Consider the following 22689-nt stretch of genomic DNA (forward strand, 5'->3'; position numbering starts at 1 on the left):
ATGAGTGAGACGAACCCGTTGGTCGATCATTTGGAGCAGGTCGAAGACGTCGGCGGGGCGGCGCAGCCGCTGCTGCAGGTCGTCGGCCTGACCAAACATTTCCCGGTGCGCGGCGACCTGTTCAGCCCGCGCAAAACCGTGCGCGCGGTCGATAATGTGTCCTTTTCCATCGCCAAGGGCGAAACCGTTGGCATCGTCGGCGAATCCGGCTGCGGCAAGTCGACCACCGCGCGGCTTCTGATGCACCTGATGAAGCGCGATGCCGGCGACATCGTCTATGACGGCATGCAGGTCGGCCCTGCGCTGTCGTTGCGCGCGCTGCGCCGCGGCATGCAGATGGTGTTTCAGGACAGCTATGCCTCGCTCAACCCGCGGCTTACCATCGAGGAGTCGGTCGCGTTCGGCCCGAAGGTGCATGGCATGGCGGACGCTGCTGCGCGCAAGTTGGCGCGCGAGCTGCTCGGCAAAGTGGGCTTGCGGCCCGAAACCTTCGCCAACCGCTATCCGCACGAGATCTCCGGCGGCCAGCGCCAGCGCGTCAACATTGCGCGGGCGCTCGCGCTGTCGCCGCGGCTCGTGATCCTCGACGAGGCCGTGTCGGCGCTGGATAAATCGGTCGAAGCGCAGGTGCTCAACCTGCTGGCCGACCTGAAGCGCGAATTCGGCCTGACCTATCTCTTCATCAGCCACGATCTCAACGTGGTGCGTTACATCTCGGACCGCGTGCTGGTGATGTATCTCGGCGAGGTGGTCGAACTCGGTCCGGTCGACAAGGTCTGGGATCAGCCTTCGCATCCCTATACGCAGGCGCTATTGGCCGCGATGCCATCGTCCGACCCCGACAACCGCACCGAAACGCCGCCGATTTCGGGCGATCCGCCCAATCCGATCGATCCGCCGTCCGGCTGCCGGTTTCACACCCGCTGCCCGTTTGCGGAGCCGCTCTGCGCAAATGCGACGCCAAAACTCAGCGATGTCGATACAATGGGCCATCAGGCGGCGTGCTACATGGCCATTGCAGGCTCCGGGCACAGCCGCGCACCGGCCAACAAGAACGAGATGGGAGCAACCGCCGCATGACAAGACCCGATCCCAAGCAGGTCAAGGCAATGACCGAAATCGCCGGCGTGCCGCAGGATGCGGAAGTGTCAGCGCGCATCGCCAATTCCATCGGCCTGGCCTTTGACGGCTTTGCGCCAATTGCCGGCACGCTGCCGATGGACCTTGAGCCGGCAAGCTTCCTGCTGGTGCAGAATGCGAAGGTGGCGAAATGAGCGGCGAACCGGCCCTGATGTCGCTGGTCGCGGTTGCCAAGGCGATCGCCGATAAGAAAGTTTCCTCGCGCGAGGCGACGCAATCTTGCCTCGACCGCATCGCGCAATGGCAGCCGCGCGTCAACGCCTACATGGCGATCGAGGCGGAGGAAGCACTTGCCGCGGCTGATGCCGCCGATGCGGCGCTCGCCAAGGGCAAGATTTTTGGCCCGCTGCACGGCGTGCCGATGGCGCACAAGGACATGTACTACGAGGCGGGCAAGGTCGTCACCTGCGGCTCAAAAATCCGGCGGGATTTCGTCGCGACGACGACCTCGACCGCCTTGCAGCGGCTGAAGGATGCCGGCTCGGTCAGGCTCGGTTCGCTGCAGATGGTCGAATTCGCCTACGGGCCGACCGGCCACAATGTGCATTACGGCGCGGTGCGTAACCCCTGGAATGTCGATCACATCACCGGCGGCTCGTCCTCCGGCTCGGGCTCCGCGGTCGCGGCGCGGCTGACTTTCGCGGCGCTGGGCTCCGATACCGGCGGCTCGATCCGGATGCCCGCGCATTTCTGCGGCGTTACCGGTTTCAAGACCACCGTCGGCCTGATCAGCCGCGCCGGCGCAATGCCGCTGTCGCAGTCGCTCGATACCGTCGGACCGCTGGCGCAAACCGTTGAAGACTGCGCGCTGCTGGTCGGGCTGATGGCGGGCGCCGATCCCGAGGATCTAACGACGTCGATGCGGCCGGTGCCGAACTACATGGCCGCGACCATGGGCTCGCTGAAAGGCGCCAAGATCGGCGTGCCCACCGCGTTCTACGTCGACGACCTCGATTCCGAAGTCGCGCGGGTGCTCGACGAGACCATCGCCACCCTCAAGAATGAAGGCGCCGAGATCGTCAAGGTCGAGCTGCCAGACCAGCGTCAGCTCACCGCCGCCTGCCAGATCGTGCTCGCTACCGAAGCCGCCGCCTTCCACAAGCGCTGGATGATCGAGCGTCCCCAGGATTACGGCGCGCAGGTATTGATGCGGCTGCAGAACGGGCTCGCGATCCCCGCCGTGACCTATCTGGAAGCGATGCGCTGGCGCGGTCCTGCGCTGGCCGCCTACCTCGCGGCGGTCGAAGGTACCGAAGCCGTGATCGTGCCGGTCGCGCCGATGCCGGCGGCGACCATTGCCGAAAGCGATGTCGGCAATAGCCTCGATGCGGAAGCCGTGATCCAGCGGATCACGCGCTTCACCCGCCCGATCAACTATCTCGGCCTGCCGTCGCTTTCGATCCCCGCGGGCTTCACCGGCAAGGGCCTGCCGGTCGGCATGCAGCTGATCGGCCGTTCCTTCGACGAGGCAACCCTGGTGCGGATCGGTGCGGCGTTCCAGCGCGCCACCGACTATCACCAACAGGTACCCAAATTGGCATGAGCAACCTCGTCGATATCAGAGACCTCAGCATCCGCTTCACCGGCGAGCGCACGGTTCATGCCGTCAACGATATCTCGCTCTCGCTTGGCGAGGGCGAGGTGCTCGGCCTGCTCGGCGAATCCGGCTCGGGCAAAAGCGTGACCCTGCGCGCGCTGATGCGGCTGTTGCCGAAGAAGCGGACGCAGATTTCCGGCAAGGTCAAGGTGCTCGGACGCGACGTGCTGGCGATGAACGACGAGGAGCTCTCGGCGTTCCGCGGCCAGACCGTCTCGATGATCTTTCAGGAGCCGGCGCTTGCGCTCGATCCCGTCTACACGATCGGCCGCCAGATCGCGGAAACCGTGATCCGCCACGAAGGCAAGAGCGAAAAAGAGGCGATGGCGCGCGCGCTGGAGATGCTGGAGGTGGTGCGTATTCCCTCCGCCAAGCGCCGCCTTGAAGCCTATCCGCACGAAATGAGCGGCGGCATGCGCCAGCGCGCGATGATCGCGCTCGCGTTGGCCTGCAAGCCGAAGATTCTCCTGGCTGACGAGCCGACCACGGCGCTGGACGCTACCGTGCAGATCCAGATCCTGTTGCTGCTGCGCGAATTGCAGCGCAAGTTCGGCATGTCCGTGATCTTCGTGACCCACGATATCGGGGTTGCCATCGAAATCTGCGACCGCGTCGCGGTGATGTATGCGGGACAGATCGTGGAGCAGGGCAAATTGCGCGACATTGTCCGCACGCCGGTGCATCCCTATGCCAAGGGGCTATTGGCCTCGACCGTTCATGGCGCCAAGCGCGGCCAGCGGCTGGAAACCATCCCGGGCACGCCACCTTCGCTCGACAAGGCGCCCGCGAGTTGCTCGTTCGCGCCGCGCTGCACGGTCGCGCAGCCGGGCTGCAGCGAGCGATTGCCGCCGAATGTGCAGGTATCGCCGGATCGAACCGCGCGCTGTGTGCTGGCAGCGCCCGCTGAAGCTTCTGTTGCTAACTGAAGTGAGCCGCCTCGGGCTGCGCTTCCCGGATGCTGCGCACCGCGCCGCGTCCGGGATGCGAGACTTACCCACCCAGCCCCGGATCGGCCCAGCGCTCGATTTGCGCGGGTCCCACGATCTGCTTCGGCTGATGCGGATTGAGCGTGCCGGCGCTGGCGCACCAGCCCTTGGCGAGGATCTGCATGGCAAAGAGCTTGGCGTCGATTTCCGATTTGAAGGTGCGGGTCGAGCGGGCGCCGCTCCCGGCCGTCTCGTCCGCTCTGTGCGGACCGAAAGTCACATACCAAATGTCGCTCTGTTTCATGCCGACATAACGCGGGCGACATAAAAAAGTTCACTTCGCTGGCGCAGTTGGAAGGTACACGGCCGACGGCTCGCTACGTCGAACGATGAGGTGGGCCGCTGGCCGGCCTGAACGGGGGGACTTTGAAATGGTGATTTCCAACCAAGGCATTCTCGTCATTCTCTTTGTCGGCCTAGTGGCCGGCTGGCTCGCCGGCAAGATCGTGCACGGCACCGGCTTTGGCATCATCGGCGACATTCTCGTCGGCATTGCCGGTGCGCTGCTGGCGAGCCTGCTGTTTCCCAAACTCGGTATTCGTCTCGGCACCGGGCTGGTGTCCGAGATCGTCTATTCCACCATCGGCGCCATCATCCTGCTTGTCATCGTGCGGCTGCTGCGTACCGGCGGGCGGTGGTAGCCGAACGGCCGCGGGGTGGTTTCTCGATCGCCCGATGGGGTTCAAGGATTCGTCGTCGCCATACCGCGGCAAGCGGCCTAGGTAACGGCGACGGCGGCGGGGTGGGGAAGTGCAGGAATCGACCTCCTGATCGAGGTCTCTGGGTGAGATCGGCCGGCTCTCGATGTCGGTGATTCGGGTCCGCTTCCGGGTAGCCGCCCGCCCGTGCCCCCGCCCGAGGGCTGGATCCTGGCGTCAATAACTGTCGAAAAGTGCGACTTCCATCCGCCTTTTATAGCGGTGAACTGGATTGGGGTTAACGTGACTTAAATAGACGATGCCCGAAAACATCGGTAGAACCAGCCGTACCTATCCATTTGAAGAGATACGCATAAATGGCAGCCGCCCCCGGCGTCCGGCGTTCCGAGCTAGGTCAAGCGCTGCGCGAGTGCCGCAACGCCTTTATCGGCGTCGGCGTCATGAGTTGCATGATCAATTTGCTGTACCTCACCGGCTCGATCTTCATGCTGGAGGTCTACGACCGCGTGCTGCCGAGCCGCAGCGTGCCAACCCTGGTCGGCCTGGTGATTCTCGCCGCCGGCCTCTACATCGCGCAAGGCGGCCTCGATCTGATTCGCGGCCGCGTTCTGGGCCGGATCGGCACCGCGCTCGATGAGGCGATCAATACGCGGGTATTCGAAACGGTGGTGCGGCTGCCGCTGATGGTTGGCAGTCGCAACGAGGGCCTGCAGCCCTTGCGCGACCTCGACAATATCAGGTCATTCCTCGGCAGCATGGGGCCGGGTGCATTCTTCGATCTGCCCTGGCTGCCGTTCTATCTTGCGATTTGCTTTGCGTTTCACTGGTTGCTCGGCGTCACCGCGCTGGGCGGCGCCATCGTCCTGGTGACGCTGACGCTGATCACCGAGTTCCTGTCGCGCACGCCGGCCAAGGAGGCGATGACGCTGGCTGCGCGGCGCAACGATCTGGCCGCCACCAGCCGCCGCAACGCCGAAGTGCTGGTCGCGATGGGCATGGCCGGGCGCCTGACCAAGCGCTGGAGCGAGGCCAACGAGACCTATCTGGCGGGCAACCAGCGCGCCAGCGACGTGGCTGGTGGCCTCGGGGCGGTCGCAAAAGTCCTGCGCATGATGCTGCAATCGGCGGTGCTCGCAGTTGGCGCCTATCTGGTGATCCATCAGGAAGCCACCGGCGGCATCATCATCGCGGGCTCGATCCTGAGCGCACGCGCGCTGGCGCCGGTCGACCTCGCGATCGCTCACTGGAAAGGCTTTGTCGCGGCGCGCCAGAGCTGGCATCGCCTCTCCGGACTCCTGGAGAAGATGCCGCCCGCAAACCAGCAGACCCTGCTGCAGGCGCCAGCCAAGCGGCTGTCGGTCGAAGCGGTCAGCATCGTGCCGCCGGGCGACCAGCGCGTCATCGTGCAGGACGTCAATTTCGTCGTCGAGGCCGGCACCGGCCTCGGCGTCATCGGGCCGAGCGGTTCGGGCAAGTCGTCGCTGGTGCGTGCGCTGGTCGGCGTCTGGGCGCCGGCCCGCGGCAAGGTGCGGCTCGATGGCGCGGCACTCGACCAATGGTCGTCGGACGTGCTCGGCCGCTACATCGGCTATCTGCCGCAGGACGTCGAATTGTTCGCCGGCACCGTCGCGCAGAACATCTGCCGCTTCGATCCGGACGCGAAGTCGGAAGAGATTATCGCCGCCGCCAAGGAAGCCGGCGTGCACGAGATGATCATCAAGATGCGCGAGGGCTATGACACCCAGATCGGCGAGCAGGGCGCGGCGCTGTCGGCCGGGCAGGCGCAGCGCGTAGCGCTGGCGCGCGCGCTCTATGGCAAGCCGTTCCTGATCGTGCTCGACGAGCCGAACTCCAATCTCGACAGCGAGGGAGACGAGGCCTTGACCCGCGCGGTGCGCAGCGCGCGCGAGCGCGGCGCCATTGTGGTCGTGGTGGCGCACCGGCCGATCGGAATCGAAGCGGTCGATCAGTTGCTGGTCTTGAAGGATGGCCGCATGCAGGCGTTCGGGCCGAAGGAAACCGTGCTCGGCCAGGTGCTGCAGCGCGTGCCGTCGCCACCGCCGATCAAGATCGTGTCCGAAGCGGGAGCTGTGAAAAAATCATGACTGCCGAGATGAACCGCGCGCGCCGTTCGATACGCTCGCATCTCATTGCAGGTCTTGCGCTGACGCTGGTGCTGCTCGGCGGATTTGGCGGCTGGGCCTCGACGGTGCAGATCTCCGGCGCCCTGATCGCGCCGGGCTCGGTGGTGGTCGATTCCAACGTCAAGAAGGTGCAGCACCCGACCGGCGGCGTCGTCGGCGAAGTGCGGGTGCGCGATGGCGACGTCGTCAAGGCGGGCGACGTCGTGGTGCGTCTCGACGAAACCGTGGTCAAGGCGAGCCTTGCCATCGTGGTCAAGACGCTGAACGGCTTGTGGGCGCGCGCGGCGCGGCTGGAGGCCGAGCAGCGCGGCCTCGACAAGATCAAGTTCCCGCCGCAGCTTGCCGATCGGGTCGACGACTCCGATGTCCGCGACGTCATCGCGAGTGAGACAAAACTGTTCGAGGTGCGCGTGTTCGGGCGCGCCGGACAGAAGTCGCAGTTGCGCGAGCGCGTCGCCCAGCTCAATGAGGAAATCGCCGGCCTCACCGCCCAGGAGCAGGCCAAGGAAAAGGAAATCGCGCTGGTGGAAAAGGAGCTGGTCGGCGTGCGCCAGCTCTACGAGCAGCGCCTGATCCAGATTTCGCGGCTGACGGTTTTGGAGCGCGATCTCGCCCGCCTGTCGGGCGAGCGTGCGCAGTATATCGCGGCGCGGGCGCAGGCCAGGGGCAAGATCACTGAAACCGAGCTGCAGATCATCCAGATCGACAAGGACGTGGTCAGCGAGGTCTCCAAGGATCTGCGCGAGACCAATGACAAGATCGGTGAGTTCGTCGAGCGCAAGGTGACCGCAGAGGACCAATTGCGCCGCATCGATATCCGCGCGCCGCAGGACGGCGTCGTGCTGCAGTCGACGGTGCACACGGTCGGCGGCGTCATCACGGCGGGCGACGCCATCATGATGATCGTGCCGAAGGCCGACGATCTCTCGGTCGAGGCCAAGGTCAATCCGCAGGACATCGACAAGCTGCAGATCGGCCAGAAGACGCTGCTGAGGCTGTCCGCCTTCAACCAGCGCACCACGCCGGAACTCAATGGCGTCGTCACCCGCGTCTCCGCAGACGTCACCACCGATCAGCGGACCGGCCAGAGCTACTACACCATCCGCGTCTCGATGCCGCCCGACGAAGTCGCCCGCCTCGGCGAGGTCAAGATCATTCCCGGCATGCCGGTGGAAGCCTTCGTCCAGACCGGCGACCGCACCATGTTCTCCTACTTGATGAAGCCGTTCAGCGATCAACTGATGCGTTCGTTCCGGGAGCGGTAGTTCACCACCGCTGTCGTTCCTTCGAACGATGCATGGGCCCGGCTTTGCATCGCGTCACTGCGTGCCGCCGCGTCCGGGACACGAAAGCTTTTGAGACAGCAAACTGTATCCGTTCCCCTGACGCAGCGCAGCGCGAAGCGGTGCGCTGCCGAGCCGGGGTCCATGCGGGCTACGATCACATCTACTTCGACAAATTCTCCAGCAGCAAGTTCAACGCCGTGCTCGCAAACTGTCGCATGTTCGCTTGCCGGTCAGCACTTCCCGTCTCCAGCGTGAACACTTCGTTTTGTGGCCCCGCTACCGCCATGCAGCTATGGCCGGCGGCGTCGCCGTAGCGGTTGCCGGTCGGCCCCGTCGCGCCGGTCTCCGACAATCCCCAGTCGGTCGCAAAGCGCTGGCGGACCCGGCTCGCCAGCAGCTTTGCGTAAGGCTCGGACGCCGAGCGGAGGCCCTTCATCGCCTCGTCCGGAATGTCCATCAGCAGCCGTCGCGCATCCCGCGTATAGACCACCGCACCGCCGAGGAAAATAGGCCGATGCGCCCGGCACAGACAAGAGCGCAGCCGAGATCAGGCCGCCGGTTGAGGATTCTGCCACCGCAATCGTCTGCTTTCGCGCGATCAGTTGGGTCGCGATCTTTTCTGCGATCGTTACAAGCTCTTTCATTTCAACTCCTGCGCGTAAGCCATTTGCCCAGTCATGCCCTCGTAGCACAGGAGGGTTACGCTTGCCGAGTTGCGGCGTGCGGGCCGCCCTGATTGAATACCTCGAACAATTGCGTCGCGCGCGCTCACGAGGAAACACCATGACGTCGCCGCTTCCCGGCGGCGTGGATTGCGATCTGCATCCCGCCGTGCCGCATTTGACCAGCCTGTTGCCCTACATGAACGAGTATTGGCGCGACCAGGTGACGACACGCGGCATGACCGACCTGGTCTCGCAATCCTATCCGACCAATTCGCCGATCTCGTCGCGGCCGGACTGGCGGCCGGCTCAGGGCAAGCCGGGCGCTGACATCGCCGACTTGCAGAAGCAGGCGCTCGACCGCTTCGGCGTCGCCTACGGCATCTGCAATCCGCTCTACGGCGTGCAGATGGTGTTTTCCGAGGACATGCAGGACGCGTTCTGCCGCGCGCTGAACGACTGGCTGGCCAAAGAGTGGCTCGACAAGGACGGCCGGCTGCGCGGCTCGATTGTGATCCCGACGCAAAGCGTCGAAAAATCCGTCGCCGAGATCGAGCGCTGCGCCAAGGACAAGCGCTTCGTCCAGGTGCTGATGCTGGTCATGGGCGACATGCCGCTCGGCAAGCGCGCCTATTGGCCGATCTACGCCGCCGCCGAACGTCTCGGCCTCACCGTCGGCGTCCATGCCGGCAGCGCCTATCACAATCCGCCGACCTCGATCGGCTGGGGTTCCTATCACATCGAGGACTATGTCGCGCAGGCGACCGCCTTCCAGACCCAGCTCACCAGCGTGATCGTGGAGGGCGTGTTCGCCCGCCATCCGAAGCTGAAAATGGTGATGCTGGAAAGTGGCTTCACCTGGCTGCCGGCCTATCTGTGGCGGCTGCACAAGTTCTGGCGCGGCATACGGATGGAGACCCCGTGGGTCGACCGCGCGCCGCTGGAGATTGTGCGCAGCAACATCCGCTTCTCGCTGCAGCCGATCGATGCGCCGCCGGATCCCGCAACCCTGAACCGCCTGTTTGACCATATGCAGTCGGACGAATTGCTCCTATTCTCGACCGACTATCCGCACTGGCAGTTCGATGGCGACGAGGTGCTGCCGCCGGGATTGTCGCCTGATCTGGTTCGCAGGATCATGATCGACAATCCGCTCGCGACATACGGCCGGTTGCAAGCGGTGAAGGAGACGACGCCATGAACGTCCAGTTCCGCCCAGAATCTTCGGCAACTGTCAGCCTCAAGACCGCGATCGCCGATTGCGACATTCACCCGGCACGCGCCACCAAGGACGAACTTTATCCGTTTATGGCAAAGCGCTGGCATGCGCATCTCGAGACTTACGGCATCCAGGCCTATCACGGCATGATGGAAGGCCCGCCCTATCCGAAGGCGCAGCCGAATGCCTCGCGGCGCGATGCGTGGCCGCCGGAAGGCGGGCCGCAGGGCTCCTCGCTCTCCTTCATGCAGAAGCAGTTGCTCGACCCCTACAATGTCGCGCTCGGCGTGCTCAATCCGCTCGCCAGCGGGCAGGGCTTGCGCAACCAGGATTTCGCCAGCGCGCTCTGTTCCGCCATCAATGACTGGCAGATCGAGAAATGGACCAGCAAGGACAAGCGCCTGAAGGCCTCGATCGTCGTCGCCAATGAGGATGGCGTGGCCGCCGCCGCCGAAATCCGCAAGCGCGCGGGCGATCCGAATTTCGTGCAGGTGCTCTTGCTCTCGCGCAACGTCGAGCCGCTTGGCCAGCGCCGCTACTGGCCGGTCTACGAGGCGGCGCAGGAAATCGGGCTGCCGGTCGGCGTGCACGCCTTCGGCTTCGGCGGCAATCCGCTCACGCCTTCGGGCTGGCCGAGCTTCTACATCGAAGAGATGGTGGGCCATGCACAATGCCAGCAGACCGTGCTCGCAAGCCTCGTGCTCGAAGGCGTGTTCGAGCGTTTCCCGAAATTGAAAATGGTGATGATCGAGGCCGGCTTCGGCTGGGCGCCGTCGCTCGCCTGGCGGCTCGACAAAAGCTTTGAGAAGCTGCACAGCGAGGTGCCGCATCTGAAACGAAAGCCGTCGGAATATATCCGCGACCACATCTGGTGGACCACGCAGCCGATGGAAGATCCGGAGCGCCGCGATCATCTGTTCCAGGTCATCGAGTGGATCGGCTGGGACAGACTGTTGTTCGCGACCGACTACCCGCATTGGGATTTCGACGAGCCGTCGCGCGTGCTGCCGGCCGGCGTCAGCGATGCCAACCGCGAAGCGTTCTATCTCGGCAACGCGAAGAAGCTGTACGGGATAGCTTGATGGTTCGGCACGTCATTGCCCCGGTGGATGAGCTGCCGCCGGGGACGCGAAAATTTCTGGAAATCGACGGCCGGCCGATCGCGATCTTCAACATCAAGGGCGAGTTCTTCGGCCTGCTGAACCGCTGCCCTCATCAGGGCGCGGCGTTGTGCGAAGGCCCGCTGATCGGACTCGCGCAATCCTCCAATCCCGGCGAGATCGAATACACCAAGCTCGGCGAAATCATCCGCTGCCCGTGGCATGGCTGGGAATTCGATATCCGCACCGGCCAGTCCTATTGCGATCCCAAACGCTTTCGCGCCCGGGCGTATCCAGTCAATGTCGAGCCGGGCGCGGCCGTGGTGAAGGGCCCGTATGTCGCGGAGACCATCGCGGTCACGGTCGAGAGCGATTACGTGGTGGTGGATTTGTAATACCGGTCGGCGCGAAGCGCCGCCGGATGACAGGCTCCGCGAAGCAATCCATCTGTCCTCGTGCCGAAGCATGGATTGCGTCGCGGAGCCTGTCATCGCGCGCACATTCGCGCGACCCGTATGCTCGCAAGAAAGAATTCAAGAGCCGAATTCTCACGCGCCGCGAAATCCCCGTCGCAGCAAGCCGGCCAAGGCGCCGCGAAGACTGGCCACGGCGGCGATATTGCCATAGGACCCGCTGAAAAGCCGGACCACCAGCCGCCGATACTGATCGGCGCTCGGCTCGAGCCGCGCCAGCACGGTGTGGCCGGATCGCGAGACCATAGAAATGTCTGTCCATCCCAAGCCCTCCAGATGAATCCGGTAACGGCAGCCCGCAAGCTCGAGCGCGTCGCGGGCCGGACCCGACAAACGCACCGAACTCAGTGATATCCCGAGCAGGCGACACGACAGGATTTTCCCTTCGCCGGAGAGCCAGGCAGGCTCATCCGTTTCGAACACATCGCCGGTGCGGGGCAATTCGAAGCAGACGAGAAAGGCGATGAAGGCGATCAGCATCGCGATGCCGGCCCACAGCAAATTGAAGAAGTCGAGCGAGGAAATCTCGCTGGCTGCATCGGGTGACACGAACGCCCAGACGATGCTGGCGGCCGAGCTGAAGGCGATCAGGCCAAAGATCGCGGCGAGCCTCCAATGCACGCGTGGCATCGAGCGGTCGCCGCCTTTGTCGGTGATCTTGAACGGGCGGCCGAACGGCTTGACGATGGCGCTCAGGAGTGTCGCGGTTACCGCAAAGCAGGTGACTGCGTGGGTGGCCTCCATGAACAACGGCAGCGTCCGCCCGCGGGAGATCCAGCCCATGTAGATGATTGGGCCGAGCAGCGCCGGCACGCCGTAGCGTAGAAAGGAGAGATAGTCGGCTTCGAAGGCGGGCAGGCCGCCGAACCAGTAGATAGTCGGCGCGATCAGCAGCAGAACCATGAATGGTTTGCAGAACCAGTTCAGCACCCCGTGAAAATAGTGCCAGCGCTGGGTGAAGCTAAAGCCGCGGCCGAACAGCGGGCCGTTGCGGAGCATGGCGACCTGTATGGTGCCGAGGCACCACCGCGCGCGCTGGGTGATGTATTCCGGGATGCCTTCGGCCGAAAGTCCAAAGCTGAGCGGTTCGTTCAGCCACCAGGTACGGTAGCCGCGCGCCAGCATCGTGTAGGTGAGGTTGATATCTTCCGAAATCGCTTGCTCCGGGAAGCCGCCGACCTCGTCGAGCCGGTCGCGGCGCACGACAAAGGAGGTGCCGACGCAGAACGCGCAGCCCCAGGCGTCCTTGGCTGGCTGAAAGACGTCGAAGAAGAAGCGTTGATCGTCGACCCAGCTCTTGCCGGCGAGCAGATTGTGCTGGATCGGATCGGCGTTGCAGTAAAATTGCGGCGTCTGCACGATCGCAACCTCCGGATCGGACAACAGCAGGCCGACCGTGCGTTTCAAAAAATCCCGCCGTGGTGCAAAATCGGCATCGAGCACCAGGATGACCGGCGCATTGGTCTCGCGCGCGGTCGCCGCCAGCCCATGATTGAGGTTGCCAGCCTTGGCGCCGATGTTGTCCGGCCGCGTCAGATGATTGGCACCAACTTGTGCGCAATAGTCGCGCAGCCAGTCGCGCTTGGTGTCGTCGAGCACCCAGACCGTCGCATTGGGATAGTCGAGCGCCAGGGCGCTGAGGATCGATCGTTCGAGGATTTCGAGCGGCTCATCATAGGTGCAGATGAAGATGTCGACGGCGGGGTAGCCTCGCGATCCAGCTAGTTGGCGTTGCGCCGCGTCGGCCTGCGCGGTGCGATCGGTGCTGCGGAACAGGATCACGATCGAGATCAGAGTGTAGAGAATGGCAACAGATTCAAACGAGATGAACAGCCGCGGCCACAGGCTTTCGGCCGACAGCGCAAATGGCGGCAACGTATCGTTCCATCGCCAGAGCGCATAGAGGATCAGAAGGGCTGAAGTCGTGATGCCGAACAGGACACGGTCCTTGGCATGCAGCGGATCCAGCAGCCGCGCCATCACCAGAAGCCCAAGGAGGATTCCCGTATCCATGGTGAGGATCGATAGATCATCGCCGGCGCTCGGGAACATCATCGTATTTTTTCCCCGCTGAACGGATTCCAGCCCGTTTCGGCCAGCGCCGCCCACGCCGTCGCGCCGAGGTGCGGGCGGCGGTAGTAGAAGAAGTCGGGCACGGTGCCGGTGGGATCGATTGACAACCCCGTCGTCAGTCGCGCGGTGCGCGTTGCGTTGAGCAGACCGGAGCGCGTTTGGTCGGTCTTCAAATTGGCCAGCAGCCGATCGCTCTGCAGTGTGTTGCCGCTGATCCGGTAGGCCAACGCTGCCTGCGCGGTGCCCTCGACCCAGATGCCGTCGCGGTCCCCGTTGAAATCGAAACCGCCATCGACCGCCAGATGAGATTGCGCGAAGTCAAGCGTGCTTCGCCAGGCCGCCGGCGCGTCCGGCGCGGCCATCCATGGCCAAAGCTGAGCGTCAAGCGCGAGCAGGCCTTCATCCGCAAGACTGCCGTCGGGTTTTGTTCCGATTGAGAAGTGATTTCCGCGGAAGGTACGATCGAGCAGCCGCCGGGCCCGCCCGGCCGCGTCGGCGTATTTTGGCTCGCCGGTCAGGCGGAACAGCCAGCTCGCGGCGGCATGGACGTCTGCATTATGCTCGGTCGACATCCACGTCAGAGTGACCTGTTGCGGATCGTAACCGTGAAACCCGCCACAGAAGCCGTCGCGGCACGCGGTCGCCGCGATGATCCAATCGACCAGGCTTCTGGCGTCGGCGAGATACTGCGGATCATGCGTCGCCTGGTGCAGCGTCAGCAGCGCCAAGGCCGCCCATGCAACGTTGCCGGTCGAGATGCCATCCTGCGCCGCATCCTCGGCCCAGATCCTGGCGTGCTCATCCCACCATCCCGGTAGATTCGGAGCTCCCTTGCCAACCGAGCCGGCGCGATAGGCGTTGCGAATCCGATGATCGTTAAAGGTCCGGTCGTTGCGGACCGCCCGGCTCAATGCGTTACCGATCGGCTTGGCATCCGGCACGTTGCCGCAGGCGATCAGCGCAATAACGGCGAGCGCGTTGTCGTAGACAAACGCCGTCGTGGCAATGCCGGCCGGCAGGCTTGCTTCGTCAGCTCCGGGTTCATAACTGCGGATGAAGACAGCATCGGCCTCGCCGGTCAGCGGTGCTACCGCCGTGGTGAGTCCAGCACAAAACGGGCCGCCGCCCTTCTCCGGCTGCTTGCTCGCAACGGGCGTCGAACTCAGGACCATTGCACACAACGTCATTCCAACCGCGTGCTTCATCGCGATACGAGCGTATGAGTTCGGGACCACCAGTTTCCATCGCCCCTCGAGGCCTGCGGCTGGGCCATGCCGGCACGGTGTGTATCCGCATCGACCGGGTGGTTTTGCGCGGTCTCGCTGTTGCGGCCATCATCGCGCGTCCATGAGGCCATGAGATTGCCGAGCCGCCGCCAGGTGATCGACATCGACGGCACGATGCCGTTGTCACGCGTGACGGTAACCCACTGGCCGACCGGGCAGGCCGCAGCATCCGACGCCTGCGCTTGCCGCACCGACGCGCCAGCCTCGTCCGCGCCTTCAGGCGTAATGATCGCATAGAGCTCGCGCCGTTCGGTCTGCGGAAACGGCACGGCAAAGCGCTCATCGACTTTGTCGCTTGTCTTCGGCAACACCGCGCTGACGATCCCGGTCTGGAACGTGCTCCCGTCGATGCGGACCCGAGTGCCGGGCATCATGTTCTGGCCCTGACGGTATGAGAAAATGGCAACCACGAAGCGCTTGTCGCAATCGACGACGGAACTGATGGTGTCACCGGCATTGACATGACGCCCCATCGCCGCGCCGATGGTCAGCACCTTGCCGGGGCCGCGAGAAAGGACGTCGGCTCCTGCCAGGCTCGCCAACCGCTTTTGCTCGGCGTCGATCAGGTGCTCCAAGTCGCTGAGGATGGCGGATTGCTGCCTCTCCTCGATCTCCATGCGCTTGGCGTCCAATTCGATATCCCGACGCTTTTGCGCCAAATTGTTGAGCGCAACCAGCTCCTCTCCGACATAGATGCCCCTGTTTAAAGCATCGAGCTGCGCAATCTTTTGATTGAGCTTGGCGCCTTCCGCGTCGGCGTTGTGCGTGGCCGCAGCATATTGCTGCGTGGTCGGCCTGAGCATGTCCATGCTGGCGGCATTGCGCGTCACCATGCTGGTTTGCCGTTCCACCAAGGCCTTCTTTTCCCCGGTCTGGGCCTTGGATTGCGACACGCGGGCGCGCAGTTCTTCGATCTGCGACTGGAACTGCAACTTGAGTTGCTCACTTTGGCTGGCGAGTTCGGCCTCGAGGGAAGCAATATAGGCGCGGTCGGATGCCCCCTTGGCCCGCGTCGCATCGAGCTTCTGGCGTGCATCGGACGCTTTTTCTTCCAGCGAGATCAGCGTGCCGCGGTCGACCCTTGGATTGCTGATCTGCGCCAGCCTGTCGCCGTCGCGAACGTCGCGGCCGGGAAGCGCCGTCAGCGTGTCGATTTCGCCGCCGATCGGTGCAGTCAGTAGCGTCACCGGCGCGTTGACAACGGCGCGGTCGGATTGATCGGCGGTAATCGGCGGAGCCACGGCCGTAACCATTAATGCCGACAATAGCCCGGCCACGCCGATGGCGGAAACTCTCAGGATGGCCGGATGTCGCCGGCCGGAGGATGGATTGCTCATCAGCTCTCTCTCGGTTGGTGGCGCCCGAAAGAGCGCTTCCTCAGGAATCGGCTTCCGGTTCCATCCGGGTTGCCTTTGTGACACGTGCACTGCAAACCGTGCGGAGCTCGTTTGGTTCAAGTTGTTCTTGGGAAAAAGCTGCAGAAATGATCGGCGGGAACTACGCGATCAACTTGCGTTGCGCGCGATCACATCCGCGACATCATCAACAAATATCGGGCCCGATATCATTGTCGGGACTTCTCCATGCATGACGCGCTGATTGTTTCGCGTCGCTCGACATGCCGAAGAGTGCTATTCGCCTGCCCCCTGCGCCATCGCACGTCGCTCCATCGCATAGCGCACCAGCGCGGCGAAACGGTAGATGCCGTGGACGAACTTGCCATAGGGCATGGTGACGAATAGCGAGAACACCACGCCGAGATGCAGCGCCAGCAGCGGGCCCATTGCCGCTGTCTCGCGCAGGATCAAAAGCGCCATGCCGGTCAGGCTCGTCAGGAACAGCATGGCGATGAATGCGACGTCCATGCCATAGCGCGCTTCATCGACCAGCACCGAATCGCGCTTCCGTCGCTCGGTGAGCAGACCGATCGGCCCGAGCAATAGGCCGATGCCGCCTAGCGTGCCGAGCACGACCGGCAGGTCCCACCATGGGTAAGGCGCCTGCCACCCCAGCAGATAGTGATAGAGTGTGGCGACAGAGGTCGAGGCGAAGCACAATGCAAAACCGTAGAAGGTGAAATGGTGATAGAGCCTGCGCCGGTCGGTCGGGCGGTCGTCCTCGTTGAAACAGCCGACGCCGCCGCCGTCGAGATAGCGCAGCTCGCCGGCATCGCGGATGGCCTGGAACAGCGCGGCTGCATCGGTCTTCATGCCGATGGGTTCGCCGATATCGCGCCAGAACGCGCGCACGCCCATCACCAATGCCACGATCGCATAGAGAAACGCCGCCCCGAACAGGGCTGCCATCGCGTTGTGTGGCATCAATTTGTAGAACGCACCCGGGCCGGTATGAACGCCGAACAGAACCTGACTATCGTGCCGGGCGGCAAAGCCGAAAATAAATAGGGCTACGCTCAGCGCGGCGACGAGGCTGATGACGAGCCCGTTTCGCGCGAACACGCCTGCGAAGGCGCGAGGCCAGACATAGGCTGTCCAGGATTCCGTGCGCGCCACTGCTAGCGTCTTCGGCACATTGACATCGAATTCATGCGGCGGCGAGAACTGGCAGTCGGTGTAACAGGCGCCGCAGGCGTGGCAAAGATTGGCGAGGTAGTTGAGGTCGCCGTCGGAGAACGCACGGCGCATTTCCATCGCCGGGAACACCGCGCATAGCCCCTCGCAATAGCGGCAGGAATTGCAGACCGTCATCAGGCGGTCGGCTTCGTCCAGAATTCGCGTTCCGTGCATCCGTTGCTTCCTGCGCCTTACGCGAACCCGCTTACTTCGTCAGACCCTTGCCCTCGAGCCATCTCTGGATCAGGCCCGCGACCTCAGCATTGTTTTTGTCCATCATCACCATGTGTGAATTGCCCTTGATGCCGGCCTGCGGCAGGTCGACGACATCGACGCTGCCGCCCGCGGCCTTGACGGCGTCCGCAAAGGCGATGCCGTTGGCACGGATCTTCGGCCAGCGCGAGTCCTTCTCGATGTAGTCGCCGTAGATGATCAGGGTCGGAATGTTCTTCAGCGCGTCGACCTTGCCGGGATCGCCGACGCCGGCCGGCTCGATCGCAATCAGCGCCTTGACCTTGTCGGGCCGCGCCTGGGCCACCTTGAAGCCGAAACTGCCGGCCTGGCTGTGGAACAGGATGATGGACGGTCCGATGCGGTCGATCTCGGCGATATAGGCGACGATGATGGCATCATCGGTCGTAGTCCAGCGCGGCACGTTCTGCTTGACGAAGTTCTCATAACCCTCGTTGGGAAACTGGCTGCCCGGCATCAGCTTGCGCTTGGCAGGGTCCGGATCGTAGGAGCCTGCGCCGTCGCCGATCCGAAAACGCTCGAACGGATTGGCGGTTGTGAGGAATACCGGCTCGCCCTTGAAGATGTCGGGGTATTGCGCCCAGCCGGAACGGCCGCGCTCGACCGCATCCGAATTATAGACAGCCCAGCCCTTGCGCAGGAAATAGTTCAGCCAGCCCTCGCGTCCGTCCGGCGTCGTCTCGTACGTCACGCCGGTCAGGCCGCCGCCATGCCACATCAACAGCGGATAGGCGCCCCTCTCGTTGGCGGGCAGGAAATACTGCACGTACATCTGCTCGACCTGATAGGTGCCGTTGGGATCGACCTTTGCGGGCACGCCGCCGGGGGTAAACGTCACCTCCCTGACCGGCTTGCCCGAAATCTCGACCAGTCGTCCGCCGACATGGAACGAGCCCATGTCGCGCAGCGCGATCGGCTCGGCGGCGTTGGCCGCGGACGACATCATCAGAGTTGCCGCAACTGCGGAAATTGCTATTCGCGACATGTTTTCTCCCAACGTGCTCTGCTTCCTCTCCCCACCCTTCGCGGGGAGAGGGACTTACCAATTCCTCGCATTCTTCGCCGCTTCCCGTCCCGCGACCCGTCCGAACACGCTGCCGATCGTCATGCCGATGCCGGCCGCATAGCCCTTGCCGAGCACATTGCCGGCCATGATCTCGCCGGCCGCGAACATGTTGGCGGACGGCTTGCCGTCCTTCATCACCATGCGCGCCTGCCTGTTCACGCGGATGCCGAGATAGGTGAAGGTGATGCCGGGCCGCACGGGATAGGCGAGATAAGGCGGCGTCTCGATCCGGCGCGCCCAATGCGTCTTCGGCGGCGTGATGCCTTCGGTGCGGCAATCATCCAGGATGGTGTGGTCGAAGGTGCCGGGCCTGACCGCCGCGTTGAAATCGGTAATCGTCTTCTCCAGCGCTGCCGGATCAAGTTCGAGCTTGCCGGCGAGCTCGCCGATGGTGGCGCCCGCGATCGGCGAAAACAGTGTCGGCATGAAGCTGGTAACGACAGTCGAATCGAAAATGATATAGGCGATCTGGTCCGGCTGCGCCGCCACCAGGCGGCCCCAGATCGCGTAGCGCTTCGGCCAGATGTCCTCGCCCTCGTCGTAGAATCGCTGGGCGTGCTTGTTGACTACGATGCCGAACACGACCGAGTCGTGCCGCGTGATGATGCCGCCGTCGAATTTCGGCGCGCGGGCGTCGATCGCGACCGCATGGCATTGCGTGGGATCGCCGATATCCTGCACCCCCTTGTCGAGCAGCATTTTCAGGATCGAGCCGCGGTTATAGGGCGTGCCGCGGATCAGGAAATTGTCGGCGGCCTCACCCCAATACTGCTTCAGCCATTCGATGTTGGCTTCAAAGCCGCCGGCCGCCGCGACCAATGCTGACGCGCGGATGTCGCTGACGCCATCGATCGGCTGTTTCAGCTTGGCGGACAGAAACATGCCTTGTTCGATCTCGAGGTCGATCACCTCCGCATCGTAGACGATCTCGACGCCGAGCCTTTCCGCGGTGAGATAGAGCGCATTCAGCATCGCGCGGCCGCCGCCGAGGAAGAACGAATTGGTGCGGCCGAGGCTCAGCGTGCCGCCGAGCGAGGGCTGCCAGCGCACGCCCTGCTCGACGATCCAGTTCAGGATGTCCTTGGACTCGGCAATCATGAACTTGGCCAGTTCCTCGTCGGTCTGCCCGCCGGTCAGGCGCAACAAATCGTCCCAGAACTCTTCCTCGGTGTAGGGGCCGGTGAGAATATCGGTCGCGGCATCGTGTGCGCAGCGCATGTTGCGGGTGTGGCGGGTATTGCCGCCGCGATAGAATTTCGGCGCGCCTTCCAGCACCAACACGGAAGCGCCCGCGCGGCGCGCGCTGATCGCGGCGCAGAGCGCGGCGTTGCCGCCGCCGATCACCAGCACGTCAAACTTCTGATTCAAATCGGCCATGCGCTCTTGTTGTCGTTGTTGGCCTGGAATCAAACCGGCGCTCGGCCAGGCAAATCCATCCGCCCCGGCGATTTTCTAACCCGATGCAACGGCCGCGTCACGCCTCCCGTGCGCCTGTGTCATCACCAGCATAGCCGCATGCGACGATGTCGCATGCAAGGCGCGGTGCGGAATATCTGGCAAGCTCAGGGATGGTTCTGCACGGAGGCGCGCAGCCATTGCCGGAACGCCGCGAGCTTCGGCGGATCGGTTCGGCCTGCGGGCGAGACCAGATAGAACCCGGCATCGACCGGGAAAGCCATCTTGAAGGGAACGACCAGGCGTCCCTTGGCGATGTCTTCCTGCACATAGGCGGTGCGGCCCATGGCAACACCGAGGCCGTCGATTGCGGCCTGCACGGTCATAAAGATCATGTCGAAAGTGACGCCGGGCTGTTTGGAAAAATCGGCCGGGAGGCCGGCGGCCGTCAGCCACAGCCGCCAGTCGTCGCTGTTGGCGTTGCTGGTGTGCAGCAGCACGTGATCCCGCAGGTCCTCGGGGCATTTCAGCGGCTTGTTGCCCTTGAGCAGCGCTGGGCTGCACACCGGGAAAAGCTCGTCCGCCATCAGCCAGTCGGCGCGAACGTCCGGCCACTGGCCGCGGCCATAGCGGATGGCGGCATCGACTTTGTCGCGCTGGAAATCCACTAGGCTGGTCGAGGTGGTGATGCGCACGTCGATGCCGGGATGGGCTTCCTGGAATGTGGTGAGGCGCGGCAGCAGCCATTTGGCGGCAAGCGATGCCAACGTCGAGACCGTCAGCACCTGATCGTCGTCTTTCCGCAGCAGGCGGTCGGTCGCGAGGCGAAGGTCGTTGAAGGCGGCGCGGATGCCGGGAAGGTAGTCCTGCGCTTCCGCCGTCAGCGTCAGCGAGCGGTTCTGCCGGATGAACAGGCGAACGCCGAGTTCTTCCTCCAGCCGTTTGATCTGGTGGCTGATCGCGGTCTGCGTGACGTTCAGCTCGGAGGCCGCCTGCGTGAAGCTCAAATGCCGGGCCGCGGCCTCGAAGGCCCGCAATCCATTCAGCGACGGCAGCCTGGCGGTCATTCCGCGATCCTCTAATGCATGAGCTTATATCATCCGAAACGGTACAAAGTGTCGTTTGCGGGAAGCCGTATGGAGGCAGATATTGGCGGCAACAGATTAGCGGCAGGAGCCGAAAATGTCCACTTACACCCATGAATCGATGATAAATCATCATGAACCGAGGCTTTTAAGCCAGTTGGCCGACACCCTGCACGTGTGGCGGCAGCGCTACCGGGCCCGGAAGGAACTGGCGAGCTGGTCCGAGCGGGAGCTGCACGACATCGGAGTCTCCTGGAGCGACATCGCCTACGAGACTGAAAAGCCGTTCTGGCGGGCCTGATGGCAGCCGCGCTGGCGCCGCCTCGTCCGAGGGGCGCCGGCCATTTCTTTGAGCCACGCGGGAACGACCCATGACCACGATGCGTCTCGACGATCTCAGGCAATATTCCGACGTGCTGCGCTCCCGGCACGGCGAGGCCGTGACGGTGCGCTTTGTCGAGGCGCGCGATGCAGAGGCGCTGCAGAACTATTTTCGCGCGCTCTCGACGCGGTCCCGTTACAACCGCTTCCTCGGCGCCGCCAGCGAACTGCCCCCGTCCGAGCTCGATCGCTTCATCCATGTCGGCGAGGCCGACCGTTTCAGCGTAGTGGCGACCATAATGATCGACGGCCGTGAGACGATCGTCGGCGAAGCGCGCTACGCGTTTGACAGTGAGAGTGCTTCGATCGAGTTCGGCCTGTCGATCGACGATCGCTGGCAGGGGCATGGCATCGGCAAGGCGTTGTTGAACAATCTCGAATGCCGCGCGGCTTCATTCGGCGCCGAACGCGTCTTCGGTGACACGCTGCGTTCCAATGACGCCATGATCGCGCTCGCCCGCAAGTCCGGCTACGCCTTCACCAACACGCCCGGCGACTGGAGGCTGACGCGCTTTCAGAAAGAGATCCAGGAACGAGCTAACGTCAAACCGCAGGAAATCCCATGCGCCAGTTGGCGGCTTGCCGCCGTCTCTCCCAGCGCAATGTCCTCGCTTGCGGTTTGACCACTTAGCCCGGTTCTGGCGTACCAGAACCGGGCTATTTTCTCAGCAATACCGTTTTCTCGGCAAGCTCAGCCGATTGATAATGTTTCCGCCGCATTCTAGCTTTCTCCGACTTCGCAGGGGAGGCTCGTCATGTCAGTCGACGCCGGATTCGTGCGGAAGATGTTCGCAGGCCTCGAGCAGGGCGATGGCGCGGGCTTTTTCGCCCATGTTGCCGACGACGTCGATTGGACCGTGATGGGGACGCATCCGCTCGCCGGCCACTACACGTCAAAGGCCGATTTCATCGCCGGCACTTTCGCCAAGCTGGGCAAGGTGCTGCCGAACGGCGCGCAGCTGCACGTCGACGATTTGATCGTGACCGGCGACGTGGCGATTGTTGAACTGCATTCGGAGGCGACCGCGAAGAACGGCTTCCGCTTCGACAATCACTATTGCTGGATCTGCCATTTCAAGAACGGTGTCATCGTGCGTGTGCGCGCGTACTTGGACTCGGTAATGGTAGCGCGGTTATTCACGGAGAATCCGATCGAGTTGCGCGAACGGTCGTAACCTCTCCCGCTTGCGGGGAGAGGTCGGATCGCGTTTGCGATCCGGGTGAGGGGTGCAGGTCTATCGACACCGTAAGCTCGCGGAGGGAGCCCTCACCCCCCGACCCTCTCTCCGTGAAGAACGGGGAGAGGGGGAGG

The 22689-nt window shown here is 63.6% G+C and carries 21 protein-coding genes and 1 pseudogene; 13 read left to right on the forward strand and 9 right to left on the reverse strand.

The features are described 5' to 3' along the window. From HCN50_RS10455 to HCN50_RS10470, 4 genes are read left to right on the forward strand one after another with little or no spacing between them, the layout of a single operon-like run. On the forward strand, window positions 1-1080 hold the full coding sequence (locus HCN50_RS10455) for an ABC transporter ATP-binding protein (protein WP_171709558.1): 1080 nt from the start codon (window positions 1-3) through the stop codon (window positions 1078-1080). Further along, window positions 1077-1274, forward strand: coding sequence for a hypothetical protein (locus HCN50_RS10460; RefSeq protein ID WP_171709559.1), 198 nt, complete (start codon window positions 1077-1079; stop codon window positions 1272-1274). The genes HCN50_RS10455 and HCN50_RS10460 overlap by 4 nt, the downstream gene beginning before the upstream one ends. Continuing rightward, complete coding sequence (locus HCN50_RS10465; RefSeq protein WP_171709560.1) at window positions 1271-2683, forward strand: amidase; 1413 nt, start codon at window positions 1271-1273, stop codon at window positions 2681-2683. Before HCN50_RS10460 ends, HCN50_RS10465 begins: the two co-directional genes overlap by 4 nt. Then, window positions 2680-3663 carry an ABC transporter ATP-binding protein gene (locus HCN50_RS10470; RefSeq protein WP_171709561.1) on the forward strand — a complete coding sequence of 328 codons (984 nt, stop codon included), beginning with the start codon at window positions 2680-2682 and terminating at the stop codon, window positions 3661-3663. Before HCN50_RS10465 ends, HCN50_RS10470 begins: the two co-directional genes overlap by 4 nt. Window positions 3664-3727: 64 nt before the next feature. On the opposite strand, the gene HCN50_RS10475 is transcribed toward HCN50_RS10470, so the two are convergent. Beyond that, a complete protein-coding gene (locus HCN50_RS10475; RefSeq protein ID WP_171709562.1) occupies window positions 3728-3967 on the reverse strand; it encodes a hypothetical protein in 240 nt (79 codons plus the stop codon). A gap of 127 nt (window positions 3968-4094) precedes the next feature. On the opposite strand from HCN50_RS10475, the gene HCN50_RS10480 reads away from it, so the two are divergent. The 3 genes from HCN50_RS10480 (at window position 4095) to HCN50_RS10490 (ending at window position 7791) form a co-directional block, all read left to right on the forward strand. Continuing rightward, window positions 4095-4364 carry a GlsB/YeaQ/YmgE family stress response membrane protein gene (locus tag HCN50_RS10480; RefSeq protein ID WP_171709563.1) on the forward strand — a complete coding sequence of 90 codons (270 nt, stop codon included), beginning with the start codon at window positions 4095-4097 and terminating at the stop codon, window positions 4362-4364. 374 nt (window positions 4365-4738) lie between these two features. Beyond that, window positions 4739-6487, forward strand: coding sequence for a type I secretion system permease/ATPase (locus tag HCN50_RS10485; RefSeq protein WP_171709564.1), 1749 nt, complete (start codon window positions 4739-4741; stop codon window positions 6485-6487). Then, complete coding sequence (locus HCN50_RS10490; RefSeq protein WP_171709565.1) at window positions 6484-7791, forward strand: HlyD family type I secretion periplasmic adaptor subunit; 1308 nt, start codon at window positions 6484-6486, stop codon at window positions 7789-7791. Before HCN50_RS10485 ends, HCN50_RS10490 begins: the two co-directional genes overlap by 4 nt. Window positions 7792-7972: 181 nt before the next feature. On the opposite strand, the pseudogene HCN50_RS10495 reads toward HCN50_RS10490, so the two are convergent. Next, window positions 7973-8456: pseudogene (locus HCN50_RS10495) on the reverse strand (CinA family protein). A gap of 139 nt (window positions 8457-8595) precedes the next feature. On the opposite strand from HCN50_RS10495, the gene HCN50_RS10500 reads away from it, so the two are divergent. Genes HCN50_RS10500 through HCN50_RS10510 form a run of 3 tightly spaced genes read left to right on the forward strand, consistent with a single transcriptional unit; the run spans window position 8596 to window position 11188 of the window. Then, complete coding sequence (locus HCN50_RS10500; protein ID WP_171709566.1) at window positions 8596-9675, forward strand: amidohydrolase family protein; 1080 nt, start codon at window positions 8596-8598, stop codon at window positions 9673-9675. Further along, window positions 9672-10775: an amidohydrolase family protein gene (locus HCN50_RS10505; protein WP_171709567.1), complete on the forward strand. Its 1104-nt coding sequence runs from the start codon at window positions 9672-9674 to the stop codon at window positions 10773-10775. Before HCN50_RS10500 ends, HCN50_RS10505 begins: the two co-directional genes overlap by 4 nt. Further along, entirely contained in the window at window positions 10775-11188 is a 414-nt protein-coding gene (locus HCN50_RS10510) for a Rieske (2Fe-2S) protein (RefSeq protein WP_171709568.1), read from the forward strand. The genes HCN50_RS10505 and HCN50_RS10510 overlap by 1 nt, the downstream gene beginning before the upstream one ends. Window positions 11189-11341: 153 nt before the next feature. On the opposite strand, the gene HCN50_RS10515 is transcribed toward HCN50_RS10510, so the two are convergent. The 7 genes from HCN50_RS10515 to HCN50_RS10545 form a co-directional block, all read right to left on the reverse strand. After that, window positions 11342-13318, reverse strand: coding sequence for a glycosyltransferase family 2 protein (locus HCN50_RS10515; RefSeq protein ID WP_171709979.1), 1977 nt, complete (start codon window positions 13316-13318; stop codon window positions 11342-11344). Further along, entirely contained in the window at window positions 13318-14526 is a 1209-nt protein-coding gene (locus HCN50_RS10520; RefSeq protein WP_171709569.1) for a hypothetical protein, read from the reverse strand. The genes HCN50_RS10515 and HCN50_RS10520 overlap by 1 nt, the downstream gene beginning before the upstream one ends. Before the next feature lie 14 nt (window positions 14527-14540). Beyond that, entirely contained in the window at window positions 14541-15962 is a 1422-nt protein-coding gene (locus tag HCN50_RS10525) for an HlyD family secretion protein (protein ID WP_235976883.1), read from the reverse strand. A 294-nt stretch (window positions 15963-16256) separates the two neighbouring features. Beyond that, the gene (tcuB, locus tag HCN50_RS10530) at window positions 16257-17372 is read right to left on the reverse strand and encodes a tricarballylate utilization 4Fe-4S protein TcuB (protein ID WP_171709570.1); all 1116 of its coding nucleotides are present in this window, start codon (window positions 17370-17372) and stop codon (window positions 16257-16259) included. A 31-nt stretch (window positions 17373-17403) separates the two neighbouring features. Then, window positions 17404-18435 (reverse strand): alpha/beta hydrolase, encoded by a 1032-nt coding sequence (locus HCN50_RS10535; RefSeq protein ID WP_171709571.1) that lies wholly within the window; start codon window positions 18433-18435, stop codon window positions 17404-17406. A gap of 54 nt (window positions 18436-18489) precedes the next feature. Continuing rightward, complete coding sequence (gene tcuA / locus HCN50_RS10540) at window positions 18490-19884, reverse strand: FAD-dependent tricarballylate dehydrogenase TcuA (protein ID WP_283812074.1); 1395 nt, start codon at window positions 19882-19884, stop codon at window positions 18490-18492. A gap of 194 nt (window positions 19885-20078) precedes the next feature. Further along, the gene (locus tag HCN50_RS10545) at window positions 20079-20978 is read right to left on the reverse strand and encodes a transcriptional regulator GcvA (protein ID WP_171709574.1); all 900 of its coding nucleotides are present in this window, start codon (window positions 20976-20978) and stop codon (window positions 20079-20081) included. 115 nt (window positions 20979-21093) lie between these two features. Here HCN50_RS10545 and HCN50_RS10550 point away from each other — a divergent pair, with 115 nt between their 5' ends. The 3 genes from HCN50_RS10550 (at window position 21094) to HCN50_RS10560 (ending at window position 22552) form a co-directional block, all read left to right on the forward strand. Continuing rightward, a complete protein-coding gene (locus HCN50_RS10550; RefSeq protein ID WP_171709575.1) occupies window positions 21094-21297 on the forward strand; it encodes a DUF1127 domain-containing protein in 204 nt (67 codons plus the stop codon). Between the two features lie 70 nt (window positions 21298-21367). After that, window positions 21368-22000, forward strand: coding sequence for a GNAT family N-acetyltransferase (locus HCN50_RS10555; protein ID WP_171709576.1), 633 nt, complete (start codon window positions 21368-21370; stop codon window positions 21998-22000). 132 nt (window positions 22001-22132) lie between these two features. Next, entirely contained in the window at window positions 22133-22552 is a 420-nt protein-coding gene (locus HCN50_RS10560) for a nuclear transport factor 2 family protein (RefSeq protein ID WP_171709577.1), read from the forward strand. Window positions 22553-22689 lie beyond the last annotated feature (137 nt).

Source organism: Bradyrhizobium archetypum, assembly GCF_013114835.1.
In the GTDB taxonomy this organism is placed as follows: domain Bacteria; phylum Pseudomonadota; class Alphaproteobacteria; order Rhizobiales; family Xanthobacteraceae; genus Bradyrhizobium; species Bradyrhizobium archetypum.

Bases quoted from the DNA above. Each gene is read 5' to 3' on its own strand.
- HCN50_RS10510 (WP_171709568.1), top strand. From the start codon at position 10,775: ATGGTTCGGCACGTCATTGCCCCGGTGGATGAGCTGCCGCCGGGGACG.
- HCN50_RS10490 (WP_171709565.1), top strand. From the start codon at position 6,484: ATGACTGCCGAGATGAACCGCGCGCGCCGTTCGATACGCTCGCATCTC.
- HCN50_RS10480 (WP_171709563.1), top strand. From the start codon at position 4,095: ATGGTGATTTCCAACCAAGGCATTCTCGTCATTCTCTTTGTCGGCCTA.
- HCN50_RS10555 (WP_171709576.1), top strand. From the start codon at position 21,368: ATGACCACGATGCGTCTCGACGATCTCAGGCAATATTCCGACGTGCTG.
- HCN50_RS10470 (WP_171709561.1), top strand. From the start codon at position 2,680: ATGAGCAACCTCGTCGATATCAGAGACCTCAGCATCCGCTTCACCGGC.
- HCN50_RS10515 (WP_171709979.1), bottom strand. From the start codon at position 13,318: ATGTTCCCGAGCGCCGGCGATGATCTATCGATCCTCACCATGGATACG.
- HCN50_RS10535 (WP_171709571.1), bottom strand. From the start codon at position 18,435: ATGTCGCGAATAGCAATTTCCGCAGTTGCGGCAACTCTGATGATGTCG.
- HCN50_RS10560 (WP_171709577.1), top strand. From the start codon at position 22,133: ATGTCAGTCGACGCCGGATTCGTGCGGAAGATGTTCGCAGGCCTCGAG.
- HCN50_RS10460 (WP_171709559.1), top strand. From the start codon at position 1,077: ATGACAAGACCCGATCCCAAGCAGGTCAAGGCAATGACCGAAATCGCC.
- HCN50_RS10525 (WP_235976883.1), bottom strand. From the start codon at position 15,962: ATGAGCAATCCATCCTCCGGCCGGCGACATCCGGCCATCCTGAGAGTT.
- HCN50_RS10520 (WP_171709569.1), bottom strand. From the start codon at position 14,526: ATGACGTTGTGTGCAATGGTCCTGAGTTCGACGCCCGTTGCGAGCAAG.
- HCN50_RS10475 (WP_171709562.1), bottom strand. From the start codon at position 3,967: ATGAAACAGAGCGACATTTGGTATGTGACTTTCGGTCCGCACAGAGCG.
- HCN50_RS10505 (WP_171709567.1), top strand. From the start codon at position 9,672: ATGAACGTCCAGTTCCGCCCAGAATCTTCGGCAACTGTCAGCCTCAAG.
- HCN50_RS10455 (WP_171709558.1), top strand. From the start codon at position 1: ATGAGTGAGACGAACCCGTTGGTCGATCATTTGGAGCAGGTCGAAGAC.
- HCN50_RS10485 (WP_171709564.1), top strand. From the start codon at position 4,739: ATGGCAGCCGCCCCCGGCGTCCGGCGTTCCGAGCTAGGTCAAGCGCTG.
- HCN50_RS10500 (WP_171709566.1), top strand. From the start codon at position 8,596: ATGACGTCGCCGCTTCCCGGCGGCGTGGATTGCGATCTGCATCCCGCC.
- HCN50_RS10465 (WP_171709560.1), top strand. From the start codon at position 1,271: ATGAGCGGCGAACCGGCCCTGATGTCGCTGGTCGCGGTTGCCAAGGCG.
- tcuB (WP_171709570.1), bottom strand. From the start codon at position 17,372: ATGCACGGAACGCGAATTCTGGACGAAGCCGACCGCCTGATGACGGTC.
- HCN50_RS10545 (WP_171709574.1), bottom strand. From the start codon at position 20,978: ATGACCGCCAGGCTGCCGTCGCTGAATGGATTGCGGGCCTTCGAGGCC.
- HCN50_RS10550 (WP_171709575.1), top strand. From the start codon at position 21,094: ATGTCCACTTACACCCATGAATCGATGATAAATCATCATGAACCGAGG.